At 65.3% G+C, this 25986-nt stretch carries 25 protein-coding genes; 7 read left to right on the top strand and 18 right to left on the bottom strand.

Annotated elements, in window-relative coordinates; all coding sequences use genetic code 11:
* Window positions 1-89: 89 nt before the first annotated feature.
* The 5 genes from AWB81_RS14055 to AWB81_RS14035 form a co-directional block, all read right to left on the bottom strand.
* Window positions 90-911, bottom strand: coding sequence for an alpha/beta fold hydrolase (locus AWB81_RS14055; RefSeq protein ID WP_062636296.1), 822 nt, complete (start codon window positions 909-911; stop codon window positions 90-92).
* A 48-nt stretch (window positions 912-959) separates the two neighbouring features.
* Window positions 960-3596 carry a ComEC/Rec2 family competence protein gene (locus AWB81_RS14050; protein WP_062636294.1) on the bottom strand — a complete coding sequence of 879 codons (2637 nt, stop codon included), beginning with the start codon at window positions 3594-3596 and terminating at the stop codon, window positions 960-962.
* 83 nt (window positions 3597-3679) lie between these two features.
* Window positions 3680-4468: a TatD family hydrolase gene (locus tag AWB81_RS14045; RefSeq protein ID WP_062636291.1), complete on the bottom strand. Its 789-nt coding sequence runs from the start codon at window positions 4466-4468 to the stop codon at window positions 3680-3682.
* A 13-nt stretch (window positions 4469-4481) separates the two neighbouring features.
* Window positions 4482-5189 (bottom strand): lipoprotein-releasing ABC transporter ATP-binding protein LolD, encoded by a 708-nt coding sequence (gene lolD / locus AWB81_RS14040; protein WP_062636288.1) that lies wholly within the window; start codon window positions 5187-5189, stop codon window positions 4482-4484.
* Entirely contained in the window at window positions 5182-6435 is a 1254-nt protein-coding gene (locus tag AWB81_RS14035) for a lipoprotein-releasing ABC transporter permease subunit (protein WP_062636286.1), read from the bottom strand. Before AWB81_RS14035 ends, lolD begins: the two co-directional genes overlap by 8 nt.
* A 195-nt stretch (window positions 6436-6630) precedes the next feature.
* Between AWB81_RS14035 and AWB81_RS14030 the strand changes: the two genes are divergently transcribed.
* The 5 genes from AWB81_RS14030 (at window position 6631) to AWB81_RS14010 (ending at window position 13389) form a co-directional block, all read left to right on the top strand.
* Window positions 6631-7737 (top strand): hypothetical protein, encoded by a 1107-nt coding sequence (locus AWB81_RS14030; protein WP_062636285.1) that lies wholly within the window; start codon window positions 6631-6633, stop codon window positions 7735-7737.
* An 18-nt stretch (window positions 7738-7755) separates the two neighbouring features.
* Window positions 7756-9462: a single-stranded-DNA-specific exonuclease RecJ gene (recJ, locus tag AWB81_RS14025; protein ID WP_062636283.1), complete on the top strand. Its 1707-nt coding sequence runs from the start codon at window positions 7756-7758 to the stop codon at window positions 9460-9462.
* 142 nt (window positions 9463-9604) lie between these two features.
* Window positions 9605-10709 (top strand): peptide chain release factor 2 gene (prfB, locus tag AWB81_RS14020; protein ID WP_096032058.1). Its coding sequence is split into 2 segments (ribosomal slippage): window positions 9605-9685 and window positions 9687-10709, totalling 1104 coding nucleotides; the frame shifts between segments, so codons are not numbered across the junction.
* Between the two features lie 114 nt (window positions 10710-10823).
* Window positions 10824-12350, top strand: coding sequence for a lysine--tRNA ligase (gene lysS, locus AWB81_RS14015; RefSeq protein WP_062636276.1), 1527 nt, complete (start codon window positions 10824-10826; stop codon window positions 12348-12350).
* A gap of 265 nt (window positions 12351-12615) precedes the next feature.
* Window positions 12616-13389, top strand: a complete 774-nt coding sequence (locus tag AWB81_RS14010) for a glycine zipper 2TM domain-containing protein (protein WP_062636274.1) — start codon at window positions 12616-12618, stop codon at window positions 13387-13389.
* Window positions 13390-13506: 117 nt separating this feature from the next.
* Here the strand turns inward: AWB81_RS14010 and iscX are convergent, their stop codons facing one another.
* The 10 genes from iscX to AWB81_RS13960 form a co-directional block, all read right to left on the bottom strand.
* Complete coding sequence (iscX, locus tag AWB81_RS14005; RefSeq protein ID WP_062636272.1) at window positions 13507-13704, bottom strand: Fe-S cluster assembly protein IscX; 198 nt, start codon at window positions 13702-13704, stop codon at window positions 13507-13509.
* 14 nt (window positions 13705-13718) lie between these two features.
* Entirely contained in the window at window positions 13719-14060 is a 342-nt protein-coding gene (gene fdx / locus AWB81_RS14000) for an ISC system 2Fe-2S type ferredoxin (protein ID WP_062636270.1), read from the bottom strand.
* Between the two features lie 28 nt (window positions 14061-14088).
* The gene (hscA, locus tag AWB81_RS13995) at window positions 14089-15954 is read right to left on the bottom strand and encodes a Fe-S protein assembly chaperone HscA (protein WP_062636268.1); all 1866 of its coding nucleotides are present in this window, start codon (window positions 15952-15954) and stop codon (window positions 14089-14091) included.
* A gap of 42 nt (window positions 15955-15996) precedes the next feature.
* Window positions 15997-16527 carry a Fe-S protein assembly co-chaperone HscB gene (gene hscB, locus AWB81_RS13990; protein ID WP_062636266.1) on the bottom strand — a complete coding sequence of 177 codons (531 nt, stop codon included), beginning with the start codon at window positions 16525-16527 and terminating at the stop codon, window positions 15997-15999.
* An 86-nt stretch (window positions 16528-16613) separates the two neighbouring features.
* Window positions 16614-16937 carry an iron-sulfur cluster assembly protein IscA gene (gene iscA, locus AWB81_RS13985; protein ID WP_062636264.1) on the bottom strand — a complete coding sequence of 108 codons (324 nt, stop codon included), beginning with the start codon at window positions 16935-16937 and terminating at the stop codon, window positions 16614-16616.
* Window positions 16938-17061: 124 nt separating this feature from the next.
* The gene (gene iscU, locus AWB81_RS13980; protein ID WP_062636262.1) at window positions 17062-17490 is read right to left on the bottom strand and encodes a Fe-S cluster assembly scaffold IscU; all 429 of its coding nucleotides are present in this window, start codon (window positions 17488-17490) and stop codon (window positions 17062-17064) included.
* 59 nt (window positions 17491-17549) lie between these two features.
* The gene (locus tag AWB81_RS13975) at window positions 17550-18773 is read right to left on the bottom strand and encodes an IscS subfamily cysteine desulfurase (protein ID WP_062636260.1); all 1224 of its coding nucleotides are present in this window, start codon (window positions 18771-18773) and stop codon (window positions 17550-17552) included.
* Window positions 18774-18858: 85 nt separating this feature from the next.
* Window positions 18859-19386, bottom strand: a complete 528-nt coding sequence (gene iscR, locus AWB81_RS13970; protein WP_062636253.1) for a Fe-S cluster assembly transcriptional regulator IscR — start codon at window positions 19384-19386, stop codon at window positions 18859-18861.
* Between the two features lie 132 nt (window positions 19387-19518).
* The gene (locus AWB81_RS13965; RefSeq protein WP_062636251.1) at window positions 19519-20001 is read right to left on the bottom strand and encodes a low molecular weight protein-tyrosine-phosphatase; all 483 of its coding nucleotides are present in this window, start codon (window positions 19999-20001) and stop codon (window positions 19519-19521) included.
* Window positions 20002-20150: 149 nt separating this feature from the next.
* Window positions 20151-20393 (bottom strand): hypothetical protein, encoded by a 243-nt coding sequence (locus AWB81_RS13960; protein WP_062636249.1) that lies wholly within the window; start codon window positions 20391-20393, stop codon window positions 20151-20153.
* 250 nt (window positions 20394-20643) lie between these two features.
* On the opposite strand from AWB81_RS13960, the gene AWB81_RS45695 reads away from it, so the two are divergent.
* A complete protein-coding gene (locus AWB81_RS45695; RefSeq protein WP_062636247.1) occupies window positions 20644-21183 on the top strand; it encodes a hypothetical protein in 540 nt (179 codons plus the stop codon).
* Window positions 21184-21269: 86 nt separating this feature from the next.
* On the opposite strand, the gene AWB81_RS13950 is transcribed toward AWB81_RS45695, so the two are convergent.
* Together AWB81_RS13950 and AWB81_RS13945 are read right to left on the bottom strand one after the other, a co-directional pair.
* Window positions 21270-22682: a lactate utilization protein B gene (locus tag AWB81_RS13950; RefSeq protein WP_062636245.1), complete on the bottom strand. Its 1413-nt coding sequence runs from the start codon at window positions 22680-22682 to the stop codon at window positions 21270-21272.
* A gap of 18 nt (window positions 22683-22700) precedes the next feature.
* Window positions 22701-23423: a (Fe-S)-binding protein gene (locus tag AWB81_RS13945; protein WP_062636243.1), complete on the bottom strand. Its 723-nt coding sequence runs from the start codon at window positions 23421-23423 to the stop codon at window positions 22701-22703.
* A gap of 170 nt (window positions 23424-23593) precedes the next feature.
* On the opposite strand from AWB81_RS13945, the gene AWB81_RS13940 reads away from it, so the two are divergent.
* Window positions 23594-24400, top strand: a complete 807-nt coding sequence (locus AWB81_RS13940) for an IclR family transcriptional regulator (protein WP_062636241.1) — start codon at window positions 23594-23596, stop codon at window positions 24398-24400.
* Between the two features lie 86 nt (window positions 24401-24486).
* Here the strand turns inward: AWB81_RS13940 and pbpG are convergent, their stop codons facing one another.
* The gene (gene pbpG, locus AWB81_RS13935) at window positions 24487-25683 is read right to left on the bottom strand and encodes a D-alanyl-D-alanine endopeptidase (RefSeq protein WP_062636239.1); all 1197 of its coding nucleotides are present in this window, start codon (window positions 25681-25683) and stop codon (window positions 24487-24489) included.
* Window positions 25684-25986: the final 303 nt, after the last annotated feature.

Below are 25986 nucleotides of genomic sequence, written 5' to 3'. Positions count from 1 at the left end.
AAAGGCCGCCTCCGACCCAGAGCACGCCGCGCGAGTTTTGCAGTGCAGCGCGGCGCTTTTTCTGCCCCGCCGCGCGTGTTCCCTGCGAATCAGACGAGCGTGTTAAGCATTCGCTGCACGGCGCGCGCAGTATCGATCGGTCGCTCCATCGGGAAGAGATGGCTGCCCTCGATCCATTCGAAATGCTCGCCCGCGATGCGCCGCGTGAGATCGAGCCCCACTTGCTGCACTTCCTTCGAATGCGTCCCCGCGATAAAGCCGACCGGCACCTGCGCGCCGCGTGCGAGCCGCGCGCCGAGCGTATGCGGCAGCGTCCGGTAGATCAGGTACTCCACGTGCCGGTCGAATGCGAGCGTGCGCGCGCCGTTCGCGCCCGTCTGCGGAATCGCATAGTCGATGTAGTCGGACAGCATGCGTTCGTCCCAGCGCGCGAACGCCGGCTTCGCGTGAAAGTGGCGCCACGCCTCGTCGCGGCTCGCCCACTGGGTGCGGCGTTTTTTTGTCGCGGCGGCGGGCGACAGGCGCTCGTCGAGCCCCGTGAACTGCGACACGCGCAATACGCTGCTGCGCCAGCCGCCGATCACCGGTGAATCGAGCATCACGACGCCCTTCACCCACTGCGGGCGCTTGAGCGCCGCCATCAGCGAGAGATAGCCGCCGAGCGAATGGCCGACGAGCCATACCTTGGCGCGTTCGTCTTGCGCGGTCGTCGAGCCGTGACGCGTGCTCGCGATGTCGTCGAGCAACTGGTCGACGAGGCGCGGCCAGTCGCGCGTGACCGGATAGCGCGGATCGTGGCCGAAGCGCTCCACTGAGCGGATCTCGTAGTCCTCGGCGAGTTCGGCGAAGATCGTCCGGTACGTCGATGCCGGAAACCCGTTCGCGTGCGAGAAATGAATGATGTCCTTCAAGCGGTGAGCGCTCCTCTTGTCGCGTGCCGTGGGTTTTTATGTCTTCGTTCACCGGTCCATCCAGTAGCGCGCATGCGTCTGCCGGTAGCGTTCGAGCGAAATCGCCGATGAAACCTCGATGCGCGCGGCGCCGTCTTCGTCGCTGCGGGAGAGTTCGAGCCCGCGCAGGCGATAGCGCTGAAAAACGGTCGGGTGCGGATGGTGAAAACGGTTGCGATAGCCTACCTGAAATACCGCGACGAGCGGCCTGACGGAATCGAGGAAAGGCTCGGTCGACGACGTCCTGCTGCCGTGATGCGGAACGACGAGAACGTCGGCCCGCAACGCGCCGGAGTCGCGCCGCAGCAGCGTTCGCTCGACATCCGCTTCGATGTCGGCGGCGAGCAAGGCCGAACGGCCTGCCGCGCTCGTCACCTTCAGCACGCACGACTGCGCGTTTGGCTTGCCCGCGAGCGGCGCCGGGTCGGGCCAGAGCATCGCGAACTCGACGCCGTCCCACGTCCAGCGCTGGCCCGCCGCGCAGCGCAGCGCCCGCGCGTGGTGCGCGCCGGCGGTTCGCCACAGCGTGTCCTGCGGCGGCAGGGAGGCAACGAACTGGCGCACGCCGATCGATTGCAGCACGGCGGGCGCGCCGCCCGCGTGATCCGAATCGGAATGGCTGATGACGAGGGCGTCGAGCGTCGTCACGCCATCGGCGAAAAGATACGGCACGCCGATCCGCTCGCCCGCGCGCGTCGATTCGGGGCCAGGACCGGCGTCGAAGAGCAGCGTGTGGCGCGCCGTTTCGACGACGATCGACGAGCCCTGACCGATATCCAGCGCCGTCAGGCGAAACGCGCCCGGCGGGGGCGCATGCGGCGCGGGCATGACGAGCGGCAGCCACGTCAGCGGAGCGGCGAAGCGCAACGGCCAGCCGCGCGGCGCGAGCGCCCAGCCGACACCGGCCGCCGCGGCCGCCAGCGTGAACGGTCCCGGCTGCGGCAAGCGCCACAACGCCCACGTCAGGCTCGTGAAGTGCGCGAGCGCGTCGCACATCGTCGCGAGCAGCGCGTGCGCAGTCTGGTAGGCGAACCCGTCGAGCGGCGCGGGCAGCAGCACGCCCGCGAGCACCGCCGGCGTGACGAGCATGCTGACCCACGGAATCGCGATGGCATTCGCCAGCGGTCCGATGAGCGGAACCTGCGAAAACCAGTTGGCCGTGAGCGGCGCGAGCGCGATCGTCACCGCGTACTGGACGCGCGCGCTCGATGCGGCGTGCGTGCGCAGGCGCCTCGCCGTTCCGCGTGCATGGCGCAGTCCCCGGCGCAACGTGGCGCGCGCACGGTTTCTCAAGGGACGCGTGGAGCCCCGTGTTGCAGCAGGACCAAGCGAAGCGGGCACAGGGTGTGTGGCGGCAGGAAGTAACCGACCATGTTTCGTGGCCGCACATGCAACGATGCTTGGCGCCGGCGAGGCATCGCGTGGCTCGCCCGCGCTCGCTTCCATCGCACGCTGACGCGCTTCGTACGCGTCGACATCGCGCTCCGATTCATCCCGATCCGCGCCCCGCCCTTTCGACGACTGCCGCCCATGCCCCGCGATCGCAAACAGAATCGCGCCGACTGCGCAGAACGACAGCCAGAAGCCGGCCGCCGTGACCGCCCACGGATCGGCGAGGAGCACGAGCGCGAGCGCCCACGCCAGCACGAGCGATGGCGCGAGCCGCCGCCCCGTCATCGAAGCGAGCGCGACGACGCCGAGCATCCACAACGCGCGCTGCGCCGGCACGTTGAATCCGGCGAGGCCCGCATAGAACGCCGCGAACACCGCCGCGCCGCCCGCGGCCACTTTCTGCGCGGCCACGCAAATCGGCAGCGGCATCCCGCGCCAGCGCGCGCGGCGCCATAGAAAACCGGTCAGCCACGCCGCCAGCCCGGCGACAAAGCCGATATGCAACCCCGAGATCGCCACCAGATGGCTCGTTCCGGTCGCGCGCATCAGCGCCCAGTCGTCGTCGCTCACGCCGTCCTGCGCGCCCACCGCCAGCGCCACGACGATCCCGCGATGCGGCGCCGCGCCGAGCGTGCGCCCGATGCGCTCGCGCAGATGCGCCCGCAGCCGGTCGATCGCCAGCGCGATGCCGTGCGCGTCGCGAGGAAGCCGGCGCGCGCTCGCGTTCTCCGCCACGTAGCCCGTCGCGCGGATGTCGCGTGCGAGGAGCGCCGCCTCGGCGTCGCGCGTGCCGAAGTTCGCGTTGCCGTGCGCGCGCTTCAGACGAACCGTGAGCTTCCAGCGCTCGCCGGCGACGAGCGCGGGCGGCGCAGCGCCATCGACGGCGAGCCACGACAATTGCACGACGCGCGGAAAGTGACGAAGCTGCGCATCGTTCGATTCGACTTCGAAGAGAAAGCGCGCGCTGTCGTTGTCGATAGAAGGCAAGCCGCGCACGAAGCCAGTAAGCCCCAGATTGCGCCCCTCGAAGGTCGCGGGCAGTTGCGCCTGCAGCCGCACATCGGCGCGCACGGCTGCGTAACCGAACCCGACCGCGCAAGCCGCAACCAGCAGCGCCCGGCGATTCCGGCAAGCAAGCGCGCACGCGCCGCAAAAAACCGCGCACAACGCGATCCACTCGCCCCACCCCGGCAATACGGCCTGCTGCTGCAGCCACCCGACACCCAGCGCGAAGCCGATCAGAACACCCCGCACGCACGCCCTCGCCAAGGTTCATGACGAGCGCATCCGCACCGGATGACCGATTCACCCGATGTCCGCCGTCGACACGTGAACGATTATGAGGAGTGAAGCCCGAGTCGAGGCAGCGCGGCGTGAGCGTTAGCCGTTGTGCCTATGGAAAGCGCCTCTTCGCCGATGCCGCGCAGTTCTGCCAGCACCCTGGCGATGCCCGCGACCTGATCCGGCGCGTTGCGCTCCTTGTAACGCCAGGCCGGTGCGATATCGGGCGCGTCGGTTTCGAGGACGATCGCCTCCAGCGGCAGTTGCTCCGCCAGCCGGCGAATCTGCCGCGCGCGCTCGAATGTGAGGTTGCCGCCAAAACCGAGATGCATGCCGTGCGCGATGAACGCCTCGGCCTGCTGGAAACTGCCGTTGAACGCATGCGCGATGCCGGTTTTCACGCCATGCACGCGCAGCCCCTTGAGCACCTTGTCCTGCGATTTGCGCACGTGGCAAATCACGGGCAGATCGAATTCCCGCGCGAGTTTCAGCTGCTCGTCGTAGAAGAACTGCTGGCGGGCATCGTCGAGCGTCGGCACAAAATAGTCGAGCCCGATTTCGCCGATGCCGACGAAACGCGGATCGTCGAGGCTCGCGACGATCGCTTCGCGCAGCACGCGCAGGTCATCGTCCTCGGCGCGCGTCGTGAAAAGCGGATGAATGCCGAGCGCATACGCGCCGCCCTCGATGCGATGCGCAAGATCGCGCACCGTCGCGAAGTTCGCACGCTCGACGCCCGGAATCACGATACGCGACACGCCCGCGCGCCGGGCCGTTGCCGCGACGTCGTCGCGGTCGGCGTCGAATTCGGAAGCATCGAGATGGCAGTGCGTATCGATCCACATGATGCCCTGCAGCTTACACCGGCACCGACGGCTCTTCGTACAGCACGCCGTCGCGCAGCCGCATGATGCGGTCGCAGCGCGCGGCGAGGTCGGGATCGTGCGTGACGATCACGAAGCTTGTCTCGAGCGTCTGCGACAACTCCAGCATCAGGTTGAACACGGTGTCGGCGGTGCCGCCGTCGAGGTTGCCGGTCGGTTCGTCCGCGAGCACGCACGCGGGATGCGTCACGAGCGCGCGTGCGATCGCCACGCGCTGCCGCTCGCCACCCGAGAGCTCACCCGGCCGATGCTTCGCCCGGTGCCCGATGCCCACCCGCTCCAGCATCACCATCGCCTCTTTGCGCGCGTCGTCTTCAGACATGCGGCGAATTCTGAGCGGCATCGCGACGTTGTCGAGCGCGGTGAATTCCGCGAGCAGATGATGGAACTGGTACACGAAGCCGAGCGCGCGGTTGCGCAGTTCGTTGCGCTCGCGCTCTTTCAGCTCCGTGAACGGCTTGCCAAGCAGCGACACCTTGCCCGCGCTCGGTTCGTCGAGTCCGCCGAGCACGTGCAACAGCGTGCTCTTGCCCGATCCCGACGCGCCGACGATCGCGAGCTTCTCGCCGCGATACACGTCGAGTTGCGCGTTGTTCAGCACCTGCACGTTGAAGCCGCCCTGCACGAAGGTCTTCGAGATCGCCGATGCCTGCAGCACGATGTTGTTGTTCGTGTCACTCATAGCGCAGCGCCTCCGCCGGACGAACCTTGGCGCCGCGCCAGCTCGGATAGAGCGTCGCGAGCGACGACAGCAGGAACGCGATGATGCCGATCTTCGCGACGTCGCCGGGAACGAGCTCGGACGGCAACTCGCTGATGAAATACACCGAAGGCGGCAGGAACTGCACGCCGATCAGGTGCTCGATCATCGGCACGAGCCACGGAATGCTCCATGCGATGAGACACCCGAGCGACACGCCGATCGCCGTCCCGATGAAGCCGATCGTCACGCCCTGCACGACGAAGATCTTCATGATCGACCCCGGCTGTGCGCCGAGCGTGCGCAGGATGGCGATGTCGGCCTGTTTGTCGGTGACGGTCATCACGAGCGACGACACGAGGTTGAACGCCGCCACCGCGATGATCAGCGTGAGGATGATGAACATCATGCGCTTTTCGATCTGCACGGCGGAGAACCAGGTCTTGTTCTGCTGCGTCCAGTCGCGGATGTAGAGGTCGCCCGAGAGCGTGCGCGCGAGCTGGTGCGCGACTTCGGGCGCGCGCTGCATGTCTTTCAGCTTCAGGCGCACGCCGGTCGGCGCGGGCAGGCGAAAGAGCGCCTGCGCGTCACGGATGGAGATGAGCGCAAGGGTCGAGTCGTACTCGTAGTGCCCCGATTCGAACACGCCGACGACCGTGAACTGCTTGAGGCGCGGCATCATGCCGGCGGGCGTGATCGTGCCTTCGGGCGCGACGAGCGTGATCTTGTCGCCGGTGGTGACGCCGAGGTTGGTCGCGAGATCGGCGCCGAGCACGATGCCGAATTCGCCCGGGACGAGGCTCGCGAGCGAGCCGGCGCGCATCTCCTTGCCGATGTCGGAGACCTGCGGCTCCAGCGACGGCTCGACGCCGCGCAGCGCCACGCCGCTCACCGCGCCCTGACGCGTGAGGAGCGCCTGCGCCTCGACGTACGGCGCCGCGCCGATCACTTCCGGATTGCGGCGCGCTTCCTGCGCGGTGAGTTGCCAGTTCGGCATCGAGCCGGTCGGCGAAAAGATTTCGACGTGCGAGAGCACCGAGAGCATGCGGTCGCGGACTTCCTTCTGAAAGCCGTTCATGACCGAAAGCACCACGATCAGGGCGGCGACGCCGAGCGCGATGCCCGCCATCGAAACGAGCGCGATGAAGGAGATGAAGCCGTTGCCTGTCGTGCGTTTGCTGGCGCGCGTATAGCGCCAGCCGATCTGCCATTCGTAGGGTAGTTTCAAGCGAGTCCTTTTGTTTCGATCCGCGCGGGCAGCAGGCCGGCGAGCCAGCCAGTGTGCCGTATGCGATCTTGCGCGACGCAAATCTTCGCGCATCTTCATATACGCACGCAAACGCCCACCGGACGCCCTGGCGCGCATTCCGGCGGGCGCGAGGCCAGCGCCGGGCGATCAGTCAACCGCGAAGTTTGCCATACAATGCGCACCATCATGCCTCTTCACCACCTCCACCTTCTGCTCCCGTTCGCGCTGCCGTCCGCCGCGGACGCCGCGACCGCACTGCACAACCTGGAGACACCCGCGCTCGAAAAGCTGCTCGCCCGCGCGACGCTCGACGAGCGCGTGATCGGCGAGGATTTCCAGCGCACGCTGCCGCACGAGCGCTGGATCGCGCGCGCGTTCGGCGTCGCGAACGCGCCGGACAGCGCATTGGCCGACGACGCGCCGCTCGCGCCCTACATGCTGCTCGCCGACGGCGGCACGCCCGGCGATGCGCGCTGGGCCTGCGTCGAACCGGTGCATGTGCGCATCGCGCACGACCATCTGGTGCTGATCGATCCGGCCACGCTCGAAGTCTCCGCCGACGAAGCCCGTGCGCTCTTTCAGACCGTAAAGCCGCTGATCGAAGAGATGGGCATCGAGGTGCAGGCGCCGGGCGCGACGCGCTGGTACGTCTCGGGCGAGAGCCTCGGCGCGCTCTCGGGCGCGTCGCCGCTGCGGGCGAGCGGGCGCAATATCGAAATCTGGCTGCCGCACGAAGCGAAGACCGGCCAGCGCTCGCGCGCGTGGATGAAGCTGCAGAACGAAGTGCAGATGGCCTGGTTCGAGCATCCGCTGAACGAGGCGCGCGAAGCGCGCGGCCTGCCCGCGATCAACTCGATCTGGCTGCACGGACAAGGCGTGTACCGGACGGTGTCGAGCCCGTTCGCGCGCGTGATGTCGGACGCCGCCGCGACGCGCGGACTCGCGCTCGCCGCCGACCTCGCGCCCGCCTCGCCGCCCGCCTCGCCGCCCGCATCGTTCAGCGCGCTCGCCGCAGCGGGCGAAACGGGCCGCACGCTCGTCGAACTCGATCCGTTCTCGGCGCCGTTCATCGAGCAGGACTGGGCGCGCTGGAACGCAGCGCTGCAACAGCTCGAAACCGACTGGTTCGCGCCCGCCCTCGCCGCGCTGAACGACGGCTCGCTCGGCACGCTCTGCATGACACTTTGCAGCGATACCGGCTCGGTCACGCTCACCGTCACGCGCGGCAACCTGCGCAAGTTCTGGCGCCGCCGCCCGATCGCCGCGCTCTTCATCGAATAAATCACCGGCCTTTTCCGCATGACCCGAATCGTCACCCGCGCCCCCTCCCCCGTCGATGCCGAAGTGCTGATGCGTCACGGCCTGCATCCGGTCATCGCGCGGCTCTACGCGTCGCGCGGCGTGACGACGCCCGATGAAATCGAGACCGAACTCAAGCGCCTGCATGCGCCCGTCGGGCTGAAAGGCTGTGACGAAGCCGCCGCCGTGCTCGCCGACGCGCTCGCCGCAAAGCGCCGCATGCTGGTCGTCGCGGATTACGACTGCGACGGCGCGACCGCCTGCGCCGTCGCCGTACGCGGACTGCGCATGTTCGGCGCGCAAATCGGCTATCTCGTGCCGAACCGCTTCGAATACGGCTACGGGCTGACGCCCGAAATCGTCGAGCTGGCCGCGCGCAATCCGTCGGGCAAGCCCGAACTGCTGATCACGGTCGATAACGGCATCGCGAGCGTGGATGGCGTCGAGGCCGCGAACGCGCTCGGCATCGACGTCCTCGTGACCGACCATCACCTCCCCGGCGACGAACTGCCGCCCGCGCGCGCGATCGTCAATCCGAACCAGCCGGGCTGCACGTTTCCGAGCAAGTGCATCGCGGGCGTCGGCGTGATGTTCTACGTGCTGCTTGCGCTGCGGGCCGAACTGCGCCGCCGCAACGCCTTCACCGACGCGAATCCCGAACCGCGACTCGACGGCCTGCTCGACCTGGTCGCGCTCGGCACCGTCGCGGACGTCGTGAAGCTCGATCCGAACAACCGGATTCTCGTCGCGCAGGGTTTGAAGCGGATTCGAGCGGGCCGCATGCAGCCCGGAATCGCCGCGCTCTTTCGCGCGGCCGGGCGCGACGCGCGCGTCGCTTCAGGCTTCGACATGGGCTTCGCGCTCGGTCCGCGCCTGAACGCGGCGGGGCGGCTCTCGGACATGTCGCTCGGCATCGAGTGCCTGACCACCGACGACATCGGCCGCGCGTGGGAACTCGCGCAGCAACTCGACGCGATCAACCGCGAGCGTCGCGAGATCGAGGCGGGCATGCAGCAGCAGGCGCTCGACGAACTGCAATCCGTCGATCCCGGCGACCACGCGACGCTCACGCTCTTCAACCCGGCGTGGCATCAGGGCGTAATCGGGATCGTCGCGGGGCGGCTGAAGGAGCGTTTTCACCGGCCGTCGTTCACGTTCGCGCACGCCGACGACAGCGGCGTGCTGTCGAAGGGCTCCGGGCGCTCGATTCCCGGCTTTCACCTGCGCGACGCGGTCGACCTGATCTCGAAGCGCGAGGCCGGGATGATCGTCAAGTTCGGCGGCCACGCGATGGCGGCGGGCCTGACGATCGCCACCGCCGACATCCCGCGCTTCACCGCGGCGTTCGAAGCGGTCGGGCGGGAATGGCTCACCGCCGACGCGCTCTCGCGGGTCGTCGAAACCGATGGCGAGCTGGAGGACGCGTATTTCACGCCGCAGTTCGTCGAGCTGATCGACGCGGCGGTCTGGGGCCAGGGCTTTCCGGCGCCGGTGTTCTCCGGCGAATTCGAGGTGGCGTCGCAGGCCCTCGTCAAGGACAAGCACCTCAAGCTGCAGCTCGCGCGCGGCCGCCAGCGCTTTTCCGCGATCTGGTTCAATCACGTCGAGCCCCTTCCGGCACGCGCGACCGTCGCGTACCGGCTCGTCAGCGACTCGTGGAACGGCATCGCCCGCGTGCAGATGATCGTCGAGCACGCAGCGGGCTAGGCGCGGGCCGGAATCCCGCTTCTGCGGCCCCCAAAAAACGCCACCGACGCCCCACGAGCGAAGCCCGGCGCGGTGCGGCGCGCGCTTCGGAAACATCCGATCGGCTATAATTTCCCCTTTTCACTCAGCCGAAAAATCGAACATGGAAGCGGAACGTCTCAACTCGATCGAGAACCTTCTCGCCGACCTGCGCCATCGCGCGGGCGAGCTTCGGGGGTATCTTTGACTACGACGCGAAAGCCCAGCGTCTAGACGAAGTCAACCGGGTCCTCGAAGACCCGAACGTCTGGAACGACTCGAAGAACGCCCAGGCGCTCGGCCGGGAAAAGAAGCTGCTCGACGGCGTCGTCACGACGCTTACCGACCTCGATAACGACCTGCGCGACACGCAGGACCTCTTCGACATGGCCCGCGAGGAAAACGACGAAGAAACGCTCGTCGCCTGCGAAGCCGACGCCGCGTCGCTGCAGGCGCGCGTCGAGGACATGGAGTTCCGCCGGATGTTCGCGAATCCGGCCGATCCGAACAACTGCTTCATCGATATCCAGGCCGGCGCCGGCGGCACCGAAGCGTGCGACTGGGCTGCCATGCTGCTGCGCCAGTATTTGCGCTACTCAGAGCGCAAGGGCTTCAAGACCGAAGTGCTCGAAGAATCCGAAGGCGACATCGCCGGCATCAAGAGCGCGACGATCAAGGTCGAAGGCGAATACGCGTACGGCTACCTGCGCACCGAAACCGGCATCCACCGCCTCGTGCGCAAGTCGCCGTTCGATTCGTCGGGCGGACGGCACACGTCGTTCTCGTCGGTGTTCGTGTACCCGGAAATCGACGATTCGTTCGAAATCGACGTCAATCCCGCCGACCTGCGCATCGACACGTTCCGCGCTTCGGGCGCGGGCGGCCAGCACATCAACAAGACCGATTCGGCCGTGCGGATCACGCACACGCCGAGCGGCATCGTCGTGCAGTGCCAGAACGACCGCTCGCAGCACCGCAACCGCGCCGAGGCCATGGCGATGCTGAAATCGCGCCTCTACGAAGCGGAAATGCGCAAGCGCCAGTCGGAGCAGGACAAGCTCGAAGCGGGCAAGTCGGACGTGGGCTGGGGCCATCAGATCCGCTCCTACGTGCTCGACAACAGCCGCATCAAGGATCTGCGCACCAACGTCGAAATCAGCAACACGAAGGCCGTGCTCGACGGCGACCTCGACGACTTCATCAGCGCCAGCCTGAAACAGGGCGTGTAAGCGCGAACGGCGCGGCTTTTCACGAAGCCGCGCCGCATCGTTTTCCGAGAGGCGCACTGCCCGGCTCGCGCCATGCCGCGCTTGTCGCCCAACCGAAATCAAAGCCAAATCACCATGACCGAACCGACCCAGACGAGCGCCGCTCCCGAACTGGAAGAGAACCAGATCGTCGCCGAACGCCGCGAGAAGCTGCGCGCGCTGCGCGAGCAAGGCATCGCCTACCCGAACGACTTTCGTCCGACGCATCACGCCGCCGCGCTGCAAGCCGAATACGCGCAGACCGACAAGGAAGCGCTCGAAGCGAATCCGCTGCAAGTGGCGCTCGCCGGCCGGATGATGTTGAAGCGCGTGATGGGCAAGGCGAGCTTCGCGACCGTGCAGGACGGCAGCGGCCAGATCCAGTTCTTCATCACCCCGGCCGACGTCGGCGCCGAAGTCTACGACGCCTTCAAGAAGTGGGACCTGGGCGACATCGTCGCGGCGAAGGGCGTGCTCTTTCGCACCAACAAGGGCGAACTGTCGGTGCGCTGCACGGAACTGCGGCTGCTTTCGAAGGCGCTGCGCCCGCTGCCGGACAAGTTCCACGGCTTGTCCGACCAGGAAATGCGCTATCGCCAGCGCTATGTCGATCTGATCGTGACGCCGGAAGCGCGTCAGACGTTCATCGCGCGCACGAAGGCGTTCACGTCGATCCGCAATTTCATGGCTCAGGCGAACTTCATGGAAGTCGAAACGCCGATGTTGCACCCGATTCCCGGCGGCGCGGCGGCCAAGCCTTTCGTCACGCATCACAACGCACTCGACATGCAGATGTTCCTGCGCATCGCGCCGGAGCTTTACCTGAAGCGGCTGATCGTCGGCGGCTTCGAGCGCGTGTTCGAAATCAACCGGAATTTCCGTAACGAGGGCGTGTCGCCGCGCCACAATCCGGAATTCACGATGATGGAGTTCTACGCCGCCTACACGGATTATCAGTGGCTGATGGACTTCACCGAGCAGTTGATCCGCCAGGCTGCCATCGACGCGCGCGGCACGGCGGCAATCACGTATCAGGGCCGCGAACTGGATCTCGGCAAGCCGTTCCATCGCCTGACAATCGTGCAGGCCATCCAGAAATACGCGCCGCAATACACGACCGAGCAACTCGCAGACGCCGCATTCCTGCGCACCGAACTGAAAAAATTCGGTGTCGACACGGCGCAGCCGGCGTTTCTCAACGCGGGCGTCGGCTCGCTGCAACTGGCGCTCTTCGAGGAAACCGCCGAGTCGCAATTGTGGGAGCCGACCTTCATCATCGATTATCCGATCGAAGTGTCGCCGCTCGCCCGCGCGTCGGACAAGGTTGACGGCATCACCGAGCGCTTCGAGTTGTTCATCACCGGCCGCGAGATCGCGAACGGCTTCTCCGAGCTGAACGATCCGGAAGACCAGGCGGCGCGCTTCCAGAAGCAGGTCGACCAGAAAGACGCCGGCGACGAGGAAGCGATGTATTACGACGCCGACTATATCCGCGCGCTCGAATACGGCATGCCGCCGACGGGCGGCTGCGGCATCGGTATCGACCGTCTGGTGATGCTGCTCACCGACAGCCCGAGCATCCGCGACGTGATCCTGTTTCCGCATCTGCGTCGCGAAGACTGAGTTACTTGCGGCTAAGTCATTGAAAAAAACGCGCACCGCACGGTGCGCGTTTATTCATCCGCAACGAGTGTAACCATCGGTAAAAGCTTGCCGGCCATGTGCATCGCGATGTTCCGGAGCATCGTGGAGCGCCCCTGTTCTGGCACTGAAAGTGCTTGAATCGCGGGAACGAGCGTCAGTTTCTGTTACAGATTGAAATGCGTGCGGGAGCGTTTTCCGCGAAACTACGTCTCATGAATAACGCGCCTCGAAGCGGAGGTTCAACATGGCTGACATGAACGACAAGCTCACCACGACCGGTGCGTCGCAACCGCGACGCCTGCACCCGCTCATCGCGACGGCGGCGGGCGCGGTCATTGTCGCGAGTCTCGCGGCGACGGCTGCTATCACCGGGATCTTCCCCAAGGCGTCGAGCAATCTCGCGCAGAACGGGCAAACGCAGACAGCCGCGGTCGCGCCGCAACCCGTCGTCGATTCGGCGTCTCCGAGCGCGGCTGCCGCCCAGCAGCAAGCGGCTCAGCAGCAGACTGCGGCTCAACAGCAGGCGGCCCAGCGAGCCGCCGAGCAACAGCAGGCCCAGCAGCAAGCTCAACAGCAGGCCGCAGCGCAGCAAGCCGCGGCGCAACAACAGCAGCAACTGGCTCAACAACCGCCCGCGCAACCCGCTGCTCCGCCCCAGCCGTCCTACGCGCAAAAGCCGGCGTACTGCTCGACCTGTGGAACCGTCGAATCGATCACGGCCGTCAAGCATGAAGGCCACGGTACCGGCATCGGCGCGGTTGGAGGTGCGGTGGCGGGCGGTGTCGTAGGCAATCAGTTCGGCAACGGCGGCGGCCGCACCGCGATGACTCTCCTCGGCGCGCTCGGCGGCGGCCTCGCCGGCAATTCGGTCGAGAAGCACATCCGCAGCGAGACCGACTACACCGTTCGCGTGCGAATGGAGAATGGTAAGTACCGCACGTTCACGTATCGCGAGCCGCCGCCGTTCCAACAAGGCCAGCCGGTCCGCGTGCGCAACGGCACGCTCTCCGCGGGCTGATCCGGCTGCTCTCGTCGAGAAGAGAGCACAAAAACAAAACGGCGGTTCCTCGCGGAATCGCCGTTTTGTTTTGCTTTGCCTGCTGCGCCGCGGAAATCATGCGCGCACTGCGAGCGCTCAATAATCCGCGTCTTCGATCCACGCAGCCTGAATCGCTTCGAGAATCTTTTCATTCGACTTCGACGGATCGTCGTCGAAGCCTTCCAGCTCGGTAATCCAGCGATGCAGGTCCGTGAAACGCACATATTGGGGATCTATTTCCTGATGCGCGTCGGTCAATGCCATCGCGATCTCCTGCGTGTCCGTCCACTTCATGGCAAGCGCTCCTGTCAGTGATTTTCCTTTGCGTGATTGATGGAGTAGCGCGGGATCTCAACCACCAGATCCTCTTTGGCCGGCACCATCGCCTGACATGATAACCGCGATGTCGGCTCGAGGCCCCAGGCCTTGTCGAGCAGATCGTCCTCGTCTTCTTCCGACGGCGTGAGCGCGTTGAAGCCCTCGCGGATGATCACGTGGCACGTCGTGCACGCGCACGACTTCTCGCAGGCATGCTCGATCTCGATGCCGTGATCCAGCAGGTTGTCGCAGATGCTTTTGCTCAGGTCGGCGTCGATCACCGCGCCGTCCGGGCACAGTTCCACATGAGGCAGTACAACGATTTGAGGCATGAGTCTTTCCGTAGATTCGATGGTTCGATCAGACGTCGTCAAGCTTGCGGCCCGCGAGCGCGCGGCGAATGCTCTTGTTCATCCGGCGCGCGGCGAATTCGTCGGTCGCCTCCGAGAGCGCCTTGGTCGCGGTCTCGATCGCATCGTGGTCGTCGCCCCGCGCAATCGCGGCCAGTTCCGTGACGAGTGCGTCGATCTCGGCGCGTTCGGTGTCGTCGAGGAGTTCCGGATCGGCGGCGAGCGCGGCCTGCGTTGCTTCGACGAGACGCTCGGCTTCCACCTGCGCCTCGCGCAGCGCACGGGCGCGCATGTCCGTCTCGGCCGTGGTAAAGCTCTCTTCGAGCATGCGCGCGATGTCGTCGTCGGCAAGACCGTACGACGGCTTCACCACCACCGACGCCTCCACGCCCGATTCCTGTTCGCGCGCGAACACGGACAGAAGGCCGTCCGCGTCGACCTGATACGTCACGCGGATGCGCGCGGCGCCCGCCGCCATCGGCGGAATGCCACGCAGCTCGAAGCGCGCCAGCGACCGGCAGTCGGCGACAAGCTCGCGCTCGCCCTGCACGACGTGAATCGCCATCGCGGTCTGGCCGTCCTTGAAAGTCGTGAAATCCTGCGCGCGCGCGACGGGAATCGTCGAATTGCGCGGGATGATCTTCTCGGTCAGGCCGCCCATTGTCTCGACGCCAAGCGAGAGCGGAATCACGTCGAGCAGCAGCCAGTCGTCGCCGTCGCCGCGGCGATTGCCGGCGAGCAGGTCCGCCTGGATCGCAGCGCCCAGCGCGACGACCTGATCCGGGTCGAGATTGATGAGCGGCGGCTGGCCGAAATACTGTTCGACGGCGCGCCGGATCACCGGCATGCGCGTCGCCCCGCCGACCAGCACCACGCCCTTGATGTCGGCCGGCGCCACCTTCGCGTCGCGCAGCGCTTTGCGGGTCGGCGTGAGCGTGCGCGCGACGAGCGCTTCGGTGAGCGTCGCAAATTGCGCTTCGGTGATCGTCACGTCGATCGACTTGCCGCTCGAAAGCGTTACGTCGATGCGTGCTTCCGGCGTATCGGAAAGCGCTTCCTTCGCCGTCCGCACGCGATCGAGCAGGAGGCGCACGTCCTCGGGCGTGCCGATTTCAATGCCGGCCTCCGCGACCACATGGCGATACAGCGCGTGGTCGAAGTCGTCGCCGCCGAGCGCGGAGTCGCCACCCGCCGCGAGCACTTCGAACACACCCTTCGTGAGCTTCAGGATCGACAGGTCGAACGTTCCGCCGCCGAGGTCGTAGACGGCGTACAGGCCTTCGGACGCGTTATCCAGACCGTAGGCGATGGCCGCCGCAGTCGGCTCGTTCAGGAGGCGCAGGACGTTCAGGCCCGCGAGGCGCGCGGCGTCCTTGGTCGCCTGGCGCTGGGCTTCGTCGAAATAGGCGGGCACCGTGATCACCGCGCCGACGAGGTCCTCGCCGAGCGTGTCTTCCGCGCGATAACGCAGCGTCGCGAGAATCTCCGCCGACACTTCGACCGGGCTCTTCACGCCGTCGATGGTGCGGATCTGCACCATGCCCGGCGCATCGATGAAATCGTAGGGCGCGTTTTCCGCCCCTTCCACTTCGCTCTTGCCGCGCCCCATGAAGCGCTTCACCGACACGATCGTGTTGCGCGGATCGAGCGCCGCTTCTTCCTTTGCGACCCGGCCGATGCGCCGCCCGCCCTTTTCGAGATAGCGCACGACAGACGGCAGCAGCATGTGGCCGTCTTCGTCGGGCAGCACTTCGGGCACGCTGTTGCGCACGGCGGCGACCAGCGAGTTGGTCGTGCCGAGATCGATGCCGATCGCCACGCGTCGCTGATGCGGCGCGGGCGCCATGCCGGGTTCTGAGATTTGCAGTAAAGCCATCGTTGTTCTAGTGGGGGTTATGCGCGCGTGGGTGCTTCGCTTTTATGCGTGTTCCAGCTTCTCGATCTGCGCGCCGATTTCGCTCGCCACGCGCTCGATGAACATCAGCTGGCGTACGGCTTCGCCCGCCGCCTGATCCGCGTGGCTGTCGATCAGCGCCGCGAGCTTGTAAAAGCGCTGGCGCTCTTCGTCGCGCAACTCGTCGAGCAGCGCTTCGAGCGCGCCGAGATTCTTCGCATCCGCCGCGTCCTCGATGTTCTCGCGCCATTCCATCTGCTGCATCAGGAACGCAGGCTCCATCGCGGTGTTGTTCGCCGCGTCGACATCGACGCCGCGCAGCGACAGCATGTAGCGCGCGCGCTTCAACGGATCGCGCAGCGTCTGGTATGCCTCGTTCGTGCGCGTCGCCCATTGCATCGCGATGCGCCGCTGCGCGTCGCCGGCCGCCGCGAAGCGGTCGGGATGCACCTGCGCCTGTACCGTGCGATACGCGTCGTCGAGCGACGGCTGGTCGACGGAGAAGGTCGGCGGGAGATGGAACAGGTCGAAGTGGCTGTCGTTGAGCGTGGCCATGATGGGTCAGGTGAAGCAAATGCAATAAGCGGAAGCACGAAAGAAAAAGGCGGCACGCGCCGCCTCTCTGGCCGGTACTCCCGGCGTCAAACCCGGAACGACTCGCCGCAGCCGCACTCGTCCTTCGCGTTCGGATTGTTGAAGCGAAAGCCTTCATTCAATCCTTCGCGAGCGAAGTCGAGTTCGGTGCCGTCGAGATAGGCGAGGCTTTTCGGATCGATGATGATCTTCACGCCCGCCGACTCGAACACCTGATCTTCCGGCGAAAGCTCGTCGACGTACTCGAGCTTGTACGCAAGGCCCGAGCAGCCCGTCGTACGAACGCCCAAGCGCAGGCCGACGCCCTTGCCGCGTCGCGTCAGATACTTGTGCACGTGCTGTGCCGCTTTTTCGGTCAACGTGATTGCCATAGTCTCTCGTTCCCGCAGCTGCTCGTCCGCTCGAAGCCTGTTCAGATCCGGCGGTCGCAAACTGCGGCCTTGCTCTGCATCGAAAATCAGGGGCGCGACCCTGTCGGGCGCGTCCGTCCGCTCGTTACGCCGCGTGCTGCTTCGCTTCGGCTTCCGCTGCTGCCGGAGCCACCGCGCCGTGACGCTGCTTGTAGTCGGCGACCGCTGCCTTGATCGCGTCTTCCGCGAGGATCGAGCAGTGGATCTTCACCGGCGGCAGCGCGAGTTCTTCCGCGATATGCGTGTTCTTGATCGTCAGCGCCTGGTCGAGCGTCTTGCCCTTCACCCACTCGGTCACGAGCGAGCTGGAGGCAATGGCCGAGCCGCAGCCGTACGTCTTGAACTTCGCATCTTCGATCACGCCGTCCGCGCCCACGCGGATCTGCAGCTTCATCACGTCGCCGCAAGCCGGGGCGCCGACCATGCCGGTGCCGACCGTGTCGTCGTCCTTGCCGAACGAGCCGACATTGCGCGGGTTTTCGTAGTGGTCCAGAACCTTGTCGCTGTATGCCATGATTGAAACTCCTTTCGTATTCCGTGTGTGGTCGTCGATTCCGTCGTGATCCGGGGCGCTTAGTGCGCGGCCCAATGGATGGTCGAGATATCGATGCCATCCTTGTGCATTTCCCAGAGCGGCGACAAATCGCGCAACTTGGCGATCTTGCTCTTCAGCAGGTTGATCACGTAGTCGACGTCCTGCTCGGTCGTGAAGCGACCAACTGTGAAGCGAATCGAGCTGTGCGCGAGTTCGTCGTTGCGGCCGAGCGCGCGCAGCACATACGACGGCTCAAGCGACGCCGACGTGCAAGCCGAACCCGACGACACCGCGACATCCTTCACCGCCATGATCAGTGACTCGCCTTCGACGAAGTTGAAGCTGATGTTCAGGTTGTGCGGCACGCGGCGTTCCATGTCGCCGTTGACGTACACCTCTTCGATATCCTGCAGGCCCTTCAGCAGGCGGTCGCGCAGCATGCGGATGCGCTCGTTCTCGGTCGCCATTTCTTCGCGTGCGATGCGGAACGCCTCGCCCATGCCGACGATCTGATGCGTCGCGAGCGTGCCCGAGCGCATGCCGCGCTCGTGGCCGCCACCGTGCATCTGCGCTTCGATGCGCACGCGCGGCTTGCGACGCACGTACAGCGCGCCGATGCCCTTCGGGCCGTACGTCTTGTGCGCCGAGAACGACATCAGGTCGACCTTGAGCTTCTGCAGGTCGATTGCGATCTTGCCGGTGGCCTGCGCCGCGTCGACGTGGAAAATGATGCCCTTCGCACGCATGATCTCGCCGATCGCCTCGATGTCCTGAATCACGCCGATCTCGTTGTTCACGCTCATCACCGAGACGAGGATCGTGTCCGGGCGGATCGCAGCCTGGAGCTTGTCGAGATCGATCAGGCCGTCATCCTTCACGTCGAGATACGTGACTTCGAAGCCTTCGCGCTCGAGTTCGCGCATCGTGTCGAGCACGGCCTTATGCTCGGTCTTCACCGTGATGAGGTGCTTTCCCTTGCTTTTGTAGAAGTGCGCGGCGCCCTTGATCGCGAGGTTGTCCGACTCGGTTGCGCCCGACGTCCAGATGATTTCGCGCGGATCGCAGTTCACCAGCGCGGCGACGTTCTCGCGCGCTTCCTCGACCGCCCGCTCCGCGTCCCAGCCATACTGGTGGCTGCGCGACGCCGGATTGCCGAACTGCTCGCGCAGATACGGAATCATCTTGTCCACCACGCGCGGATCGACGGGGGTCGTCGCGCTGTAATCCATGTAAATGGGCAGGTGGGGAATATCGTTGTTCATCAGTCGCTCCGGGTAAAACGGTCAAATGGCGTTGTTCTCGACGTCCGCGCTGCGCTCGAAGTGCTCAAGGCGCGCGCTGGAAACGTCAGCCCGCCAGGTTGAAAACGGAATTCGGTCCCTTCGGCACCACGCGCGCCGCATCGACGCCCGCCGACTCGGCGCGCCGGTCGCGCAGCACCGCCGGCGATCCTTCACGGGCCCGCTGCTGGTCGACGAGATCCTTGAGCGACACCGAATCGAGGTACTCGACCATTTTCTGGTTGAGCGTCGCCCAGAGTTCGTGGGTCATGCAGTGGCCGTCGTGCTGCTTCGTACCTTCGCAGGTGCCCTTGCCGCCGCACTGCGTGGCGTCGATCGGCTCGTCCACCGCGATGATGATGTCCGCCACCGTCACGTTCTCCGCGCGGCGCGCGAGGTTGTAGCCGCCGCCCGGCCCGCGGACCGATTCGACGATCTCGTGCCGGCGCAGCTTGCCGAACAACTGCTCGAGGTAGGAAAGCGAGATGCGCTGGCGCTGGCTGATGCCGGCCAGCGTCACCGGGCCCTGCTCCTGGCGCAATGCCAGGTCGATCATCGCCGTGACGGCGAAACGGCCTTTCGTGGTGAGTCTCATAATTTGGGGGCTACCGCTAATACTTGAGGATTTTCGTCCAGTATAAATAGCCTACAGATTTAGTCAAGTATCCCCGCCGGAAAATCTATAGGAATTTACTTAAGGACCGGCGACCGTCCTGGGGGCGGCGCTCTAGACCACGAGTTGCGTGCGCAGCGCCTTCAAGAGCCCTTCGCAGGCGTCCTCGCACTGATCCAGCACGCGCTCGAAGCCGTCGTCGTCACCGAAATACGGATCTACGACCACGCGGCTGTCGTCGCGCGTCGCGAATTCCATCAACAGACGAATCTTGTCGCGATGCTCCGGCGGGCAGACTTCCGTCAGCGCGGCGGCGTTGGCGTCGTCCATCGCGATCAGGAGGTCGAAGCGCGCGAAGTCGGCGGCCGCGATCTGGCGTCCCCGCAACGGCGAAAGGTCGTAGCCGCGCCGTTTGGCCGCGCGCTGCGCGCGCTCGTCGGGCGGCTGGCCGATGTGCCAGTCGCCGGTGCCGGCCGAATCGACGACGATGCGGTCCGCAAGCTTAGCCTGCGCCACGCGATGCAGCATCACGGCCTCGGCGCTCGGCGAGCGGCAAATGTTGCCGAGACACACGAAGCAGACGGCGATCGAGTTCATCGTTGGGAGGCGGCGTGGGGTTGAGCGGGATTTAACCGGCGCGCGCAACCGCCCGCCGCTTTCGCAAATTCTCGCGAATTATACAAAGAGCAGGAAAAAAGCGCCCGATACAACGGGCAGCGCCATCGGAACGCGCTTAAAAACGCAGGTCAGAGCACGCGCGGCGACGGCGCCGCATCGTCGGGCGATGCACCAGCGGGGCTCCACATGCCGTCCGGTTCGACGTACCCGAAGGACACCGCGCGCGCGAGTTCCGCGCTTACGTTCGCGCTGCTCGCCAGTTCGCCGGGCGTGGCGTCGGCATGGCCGCTGTTCGCGGCGTGAAGATAGACGGCAAGAACGATCGGAACGAGGATCGCGACAGGCCAGTAGGTCGATATTGTCTTTTTCATTGAGCACCCCTGCTTCGATGTCGCGCGGGCAACAGGCCCACTTTTCGACAGGTAGAAGTCTACGGGTTTGCCCTTATCTCATAAAGACACTTAAAAGCAAAGGTTTGTTGCGCGAAAAGCAATAAGACGTATCACCGTGCGCGATGTGTGGATAATTCCACCGCCAGTTATAAAGGCTTACAAAGTTTTCGGGGACACCCGCGCCGGCGCGGTGTCTGATTAGTAATCGGTCAACGGTTTTGCCAACATCATGAAACTCGCAGTCGCAGGAATCGTCATCGCTTCGTCGGCGCTCGTCGCCGGGTGTGCGGTCTATCCGGACGGTACGCCCGCTTACGGCGGCGGTTATCCCGCCGGGTACGACCCAGGTTATGGCGCCTATGGTTATGGCGGCCCGGTCGTGCAGTCCGGCGTGTATGTCGGCGGCGGAAGCTACTACGGCCCGGGTTACTACGGCCCGCCGCCGCGTCGATATTGGGACGATGGCCCCGGCTACCGGCATCCGTCGGGTGCCTGGCAAGGTCGGCCGCAAGGGGAAGGCGGCGGGCACGGCGGACACAACGGACCGCCGCCGGGACAGCAGGCAGGTGGTGGCGGTGGCGGTGGCGGCGGAAATCACGGTGGACAGGGCGGACCGCAGGCAGGCGGAGGTGGCGGACATCCGCCGCCGGTCGCGGTTGGCGGAGCAGCGCCGAGCCGGCCGACCGTGGCGCCCGCTCCGTCGGGCAATCAGGGCGGCAGCCGCAGCGGACCTCCGCCGCGTCAGAGTTTGGGACCGTTCGGCGGTTGAGGCAGCGCCCAAGCAGACGCACGCAATAAAAGGCCGCGTGAGTCCTTTCGGATTCGCGCGGCTTTTTCGTTGGATGCGATGCCGGATCAACCGATATGCGATCGCTGCGCTTTATAGAGTTCGCGAAACGTCCGCCCGACAGGGGCGGGCATATCGCGGGTATTGGTCCAGCCGCCGCCGAGCGGCATCCGCGTGATCGCTTTGCGGCTCCCGCCCATGCGCTCGAGAATGCGCACCGACAGCTTCGTGAAGAGCGCATACCAGTCGGGATGCAGCGCCAGGAAGCCCCAGACAGACAGCGCCGCGCGTTCACGCCAAGGCCTCAGACGCCGCTCCACCTGCTTCTCGCGCAGCTTGCGCAGCAGGTCCGACAGCGGGATTCCAACCGGACAGACGCTGTTGCACTCACCGCAAAGCGTCGCGGCCTGCGGCAGATCGAGCGCGCGATCGATGCCGATATAAGCCGGCGTCAGCACCGACCCCATCGGTCCCGGATACACCCATCCATACGCATGCCCGCCGATCTTCTGATACACCGGGCAGTGATTCATGCACGCGCCGCAGCGGATGCAGCGCAGCATCTCCTGGAATTCCCCGCCGATGAGCCCGGTACGCCCGCCATCAACGAGCACGAAATACATATGCTCGGGCCCGTCGAGTTCTCCTGGCGCGCGCGGTCCGGTCAGGAGCGAGAAGTAGTTCGACATCGTCTGCCCGGTTGCCGAGCGCGGCAAGAGGCGCATCGCGGTGGCGAGGTCTTCGAGCGTCGGCAGCACCTTTTCGATGCCCGTCACGGCCACGTGCACGCGCGGCATCACCGTGCACATGCCTTCGTTGCCTTCGTTGGTCACGACCGCGACCGATCCCGTCTCCGCGATCACGAAATTGCCGCCCGTCACGCCCATGTCCGCCGACATGAAGTGCGGCCGCAGCACCTCCCGCGCCTCACGCGTCATGTCGGGAATCTCGGTCAGGCGCGGCTTGTGATGCGTCTTCGCAAAGAGATCGGCGATCTCCTCCTTGTCCTTGTGGACGACGGGCGCAATGATGTGGCTCGGCGGTTCGTTGTCGTTGATCTGGAGGATGTATTCGCCGAGGTCCGTTTCGATCGACTGCACGCCCATCTCGCCGAGCACGCGGTTCAGTTGCATTTCCTCCGACACCATCGACTTCGTCTTGATCACCTTCCTGACGTCGTGCTTGCGCGCGATGTCCGCGACGAGCCGCGCCGCGTCCTGCGTCGATTCCGCGTAGAGCACCGTCGCGCCGCGGCGGGTCGCTTCGCGCTCGAAAGTTTCGAGCCAAACGTCGAGGTTTTCCAGAGCGCGGTTGCGACGCTCTTTTAACGCGGCGCGCGTGGCTTCGAAGTCGATCGCAGTGATCGCGCTCGCGCGGGCGCTGACGAATTTCGTCGACAGCTTGGTCAGGTTCTGTTGCAGGCGTTCGTCGGCGAGCTTGCTGCCCGCGCGCGCCTTGAACTGCATAGTCTGGACTTGCATGGCGGCTCCGGTTGGCGGTCAGGCGTCGCCCGCGAGGACTTGCGCGATATGCAGGACGCGTGTCGCGGTGTCGCCAGTGCGGCGCAGGCGTCCTTCGATATTGAGCATGCAGCCGAGGTCGCCGAGCACGACGGCGTTCACGCCGCTCTCGCGAATGTTGGCGCACTTTTCGTCGACGATGGCCGTCGAGATGTCACCGTACTTCACCGCGAACGTGCCGCCGAAGCCGCAGCAGTGCTCGCAGCCCTTCATCTCCGTGACCGGCACGCCCGCCTGCGCGAGCAGCGCGCGCGGCTGCGCCTTCACGCCGAGTTCGCGCAGGCCCGAGCACGAGTCGTGATACGTCACGGCGCCCTCGAACACGCCCGGCTCGATGCGCGCCTTCGCGACCGTCACGAGGAAATCGGTCAGTTCGAACACGCGCGGTTGCAGGCGCCCGTAGCGATTCATCAGTTCGGGATCGTCGCGAAAGAGGTCGCCGTAATGCGCGCGGATCATCCCGCCGCACGAGCCCGATGGCACCACCACATAGTCGAACTGCTCGAACTCGCGCAGCGTCTTTTCGGCGAGATCGCGCGCGAGCGGACGGTCGCCGGAGTTATAGGCCGGCTGGCCGCAGCAGGTCTGCGCGGGCGGCACGACGACCTCGAATCCGGCATTTTCGATCAGCTTGATGACGGAAAAACCGATCTCCGGCCGCATCAGGTCGATGAGACAGGTAACGAACAAACCGACTCGCATGGGGACTTCCTCTTTTCGACTCGTACGGAAAACGTCCCCGATTATCTGCGATTAATCTACACGCGCGGGCGCCCGCCGATTAAAAGGGTAAGACCGGTGGCGCACATCTTTTTCACATTACGAGATACAATTGCGGTTCCGCTGTTTGACGCGTCAACCGATTTTCCACGATGAGCGATACGAACCCGGAATCCAAAACGTCCATCCAGGTCATCGAGCGCATGATGAAGCTTCTCGATGCCCTCGCCGCGCACACCGATCCCGTCAGCCTGAAGGAACTTGCCCAGAGCACGGCGCTGCATCCGTCGACGGCGCACCGCATCCTGAACGACATGGTGCTGTGCCGGCTCGTCGACCGGTCGGACCCGGGTACGTACCGGCTCGGCATGCGGCTGCTCGAACTCGGCAATCTGGTGAAGGCGCGCCTGTCGGTGCGCGAAGCCGCGATGCCGCCGATGCGCGAACTGCACCGCCAGACGGGCCAGACGGTCAATCTCTCGGTGCGTCAGGGCGACGAGATCGTGTATATCGAGCGCGCGTATTCCGAGCGCTCGGGCATGCAGGTGGTGCGGGCGATCGGCGGCCGGGCGCCGCTGCATCTGACTTCGGTCGGCAAACTCTTTCTCGCCGCCGACGAAGCGTCGCGCGTACGCGCCTACGCCACGCGCACGGGCCTGTCGGGGCATACGCAGAACAGCATCACGGATCTTGCCAAGCTCGAGCGCGAACTGACCTTCGTGCGCCAGCAGGCGTGCGCGCGCGACAACGAGGAACTGGAGCTGGGCGTGCGCTGCATCGCCGCCGGCATCTACGACGATACGGGGCGGCTGGTCGCGGGATTGTCGCTCTCGGCGCCCGCTGACCGTCTTCAGGATGCATGGCTCAAGCAACTGAGCCATACGGCGCTCGAAATTTCGCGCTCGCTCGGCTATCACGCGGAAGCGACTCAAGCGGCGCAGCCACAGCCGCATCGCTGACAGACAGAACCGCAAACGCGGCGACCAAAAACAAAACCGGATTCATCTCGCGATGAATCCGGTTTTTTTCTGGCTGCTGCGGGAAATCAGGTCCCGCCGCCGCCCGCGTCCGCGCTGGTGATGCGCGGCTCGCCAGCCGTATCGAGATACGAGCGCAGACGGCCCGCGTCGGCGAAACGCGAATACTTGCCCGACGAATCGAGCAACACCATCACGACCGGCCGGCCGTTGATGGTCGCCTGCATCACGAGGCACTCGCCCGCTTCGTTGATGAAACCCGTCTTCTGCAGGCCGATGTCCCACGACGGATTGCGGATCAGTGCGTTCGTGCTTCGGTAGGCGATATTGCGCTTGCCCGTGAACACGTCGTAGCTGGTGTCGGTCGAGAACTTGCGGATCAGCGGATACTGGTACGCCGCGTTGACCATCTTCACGAGGTCGCGAGCGCTCGACACGTTCTGGCTCGTCAGACCCGTGGAATTCTCGAAGTGCGTGTCCATCATGCCGAGTGACTTCGCCTTCGCATTCATCGCGGCGATGAAGCCCGGACGGCCGTTCGCGTAGTAGCGCGACAGCGCGGCGGCTGCGCGATTCTCCGACGCCATCAGCGCGATGTGCAGCATGTCTTCGCGATTGAGCACCGAGCCGACCGCGAGCCGCGAGCCCGTGTACTTCTCGTAGTCACGATCTTCGTCCGTGACCTGGAGTTCTTCGTTGAGCGCGGCGTGCGAATCGAGCACGACCATGGCCGTCATCAGCTTCGTGATCGACGCGATCGGCACGACTGCGCGCGAGTTCTTGTCGAACAGCATTTCCTGCGTGTTCTGGTCGACCACATAGGCGACGCTCGAACGCAGCGCAAGGGTGTCCGGCGTTTCGTGCAGCCCGAACGCCTGGCCGACGCTCGGCGTGCGCGGCTGGAACGCGACGGCGTGCACCGCGCTGCGGCGGCCGTGCGGGTCCATCCGGTAGTTCACGCGACGCTTGCGCGACGCGCGGGGCGCGTCATCGTCGTCGTCCGCAGCGGCGACTTTGGCGGACTTCGCGGCCGGTGCAGCCTTGGCGGTCTTCGCGGACTTCTTCGCCCGGGGCGTTGCGGCGGCAGATTCGGATTGCGTGGATTTCTTGGCGGCCGTCTTGGACGCCGTGGTGGTTTTTGCGAAGGCTTCGCCGGGCATGGCCGCGAAGGATGTCGCAACCGCGATGGATACCGCGACCGACACGGCCGTTCGGAGCGCCACGCCTTGCATCACCTTTAGCGGCGAAAACATTTCGGTTTTCATTAGTGTTCTGTTCTGGGGCGGCGAGAGAGTACCGCAAGTGTAGTAAAGCTGCGAAATTTAAGCAATATTAAGCACTTATCGACGCTCTTTAAACCGAGTTGTAAACCTCGATTGCAAAAAGCCAATAACGTTTAGCATTTTGATCGCCAAAAACGATCGTTGTTCGGAAAACTTTGCACCGATCGCCCGGCACCCGCCGGGGCCTTCCCTGCCTATCGGCAATTAATTCTGCAACTTGAGGGGAATGTCGACTTTTTTGTGCCCGGAGCCGTCGATCGCGCAACCGGAACCGGTCGACGCGAA

The sequence above is a fragment of the Caballeronia arationis genome (genome assembly GCF_001544975.2).
Taxonomy (GTDB): domain Bacteria; phylum Pseudomonadota; class Gammaproteobacteria; order Burkholderiales; family Burkholderiaceae; genus Caballeronia; species Caballeronia arationis.
Note: the sequence above shows the minus strand (reverse complement) of the source record. Positions and strands in the feature narration are given on the sequence as shown.

Bases quoted from the DNA above. Each gene is read 5' to 3' on its own strand.
- AWB81_RS14045 (WP_062636291.1), bottom strand. From the start codon at position 4,468: ATGTGGATCGATACGCACTGCCATCTCGATGCTTCCGAATTCGACGCC.
- lolD (WP_062636288.1), bottom strand. From the start codon at position 5,189: ATGAGTGACACGAACAACAACATCGTGCTGCAGGCATCGGCGATCTCG.
- AWB81_RS14030 (WP_062636285.1), top strand. From the start codon at position 6,631: ATGCGCACCATCATGCCTCTTCACCACCTCCACCTTCTGCTCCCGTTC.
- recJ (WP_062636283.1), top strand. From the start codon at position 7,756: ATGACCCGAATCGTCACCCGCGCCCCCTCCCCCGTCGATGCCGAAGTG.
- lysS (WP_062636276.1), top strand. From the start codon at position 10,824: ATGACCGAACCGACCCAGACGAGCGCCGCTCCCGAACTGGAAGAGAAC.
- AWB81_RS14010 (WP_062636274.1), top strand. From the start codon at position 12,616: ATGGCTGACATGAACGACAAGCTCACCACGACCGGTGCGTCGCAACCG.
- iscX (WP_062636272.1), bottom strand. From the start codon at position 13,704: ATGAAGTGGACGGACACGCAGGAGATCGCGATGGCATTGACCGACGCG.
- fdx (WP_062636270.1), bottom strand. From the start codon at position 14,060: ATGCCTCAAATCGTTGTACTGCCTCATGTGGAACTGTGCCCGGACGGC.
- hscA (WP_062636268.1), bottom strand. From the start codon at position 15,954: ATGGCTTTACTGCAAATCTCAGAACCCGGCATGGCGCCCGCGCCGCAT.
- hscB (WP_062636266.1), bottom strand. From the start codon at position 16,527: ATGGCCACGCTCAACGACAGCCACTTCGACCTGTTCCATCTCCCGCCG.
- iscA (WP_062636264.1), bottom strand. From the start codon at position 16,937: ATGGCAATCACGTTGACCGAAAAAGCGGCACAGCACGTGCACAAGTAT.
- iscU (WP_062636262.1), bottom strand. From the start codon at position 17,490: ATGGCATACAGCGACAAGGTTCTGGACCACTACGAAAACCCGCGCAAT.
- AWB81_RS13975 (WP_062636260.1), bottom strand. From the start codon at position 18,773: ATGAACAACGATATTCCCCACCTGCCCATTTACATGGATTACAGCGCG.
- iscR (WP_062636253.1), bottom strand. From the start codon at position 19,386: ATGAGACTCACCACGAAAGGCCGTTTCGCCGTCACGGCGATGATCGAC.
- AWB81_RS13965 (WP_062636251.1), bottom strand. From the start codon at position 20,001: ATGAACTCGATCGCCGTCTGCTTCGTGTGTCTCGGCAACATTTGCCGC.
- AWB81_RS13960 (WP_062636249.1), bottom strand. From the start codon at position 20,393: ATGAAAAAGACAATATCGACCTACTGGCCTGTCGCGATCCTCGTTCCG.
- AWB81_RS45695 (WP_062636247.1), top strand. From the start codon at position 20,644: ATGAAACTCGCAGTCGCAGGAATCGTCATCGCTTCGTCGGCGCTCGTC.
- AWB81_RS13950 (WP_062636245.1), bottom strand. From the start codon at position 22,682: ATGCAAGTCCAGACTATGCAGTTCAAGGCGCGCGCGGGCAGCAAGCTC.
- AWB81_RS13945 (WP_062636243.1), bottom strand. From the start codon at position 23,423: ATGCGAGTCGGTTTGTTCGTTACCTGTCTCATCGACCTGATGCGGCCG.
- AWB81_RS13940 (WP_062636241.1), top strand. From the start codon at position 23,594: ATGAGCGATACGAACCCGGAATCCAAAACGTCCATCCAGGTCATCGAG.
- pbpG (WP_062636239.1), bottom strand. From the start codon at position 25,683: ATGAAAACCGAAATGTTTTCGCCGCTAAAGGTGATGCAAGGCGTGGCG.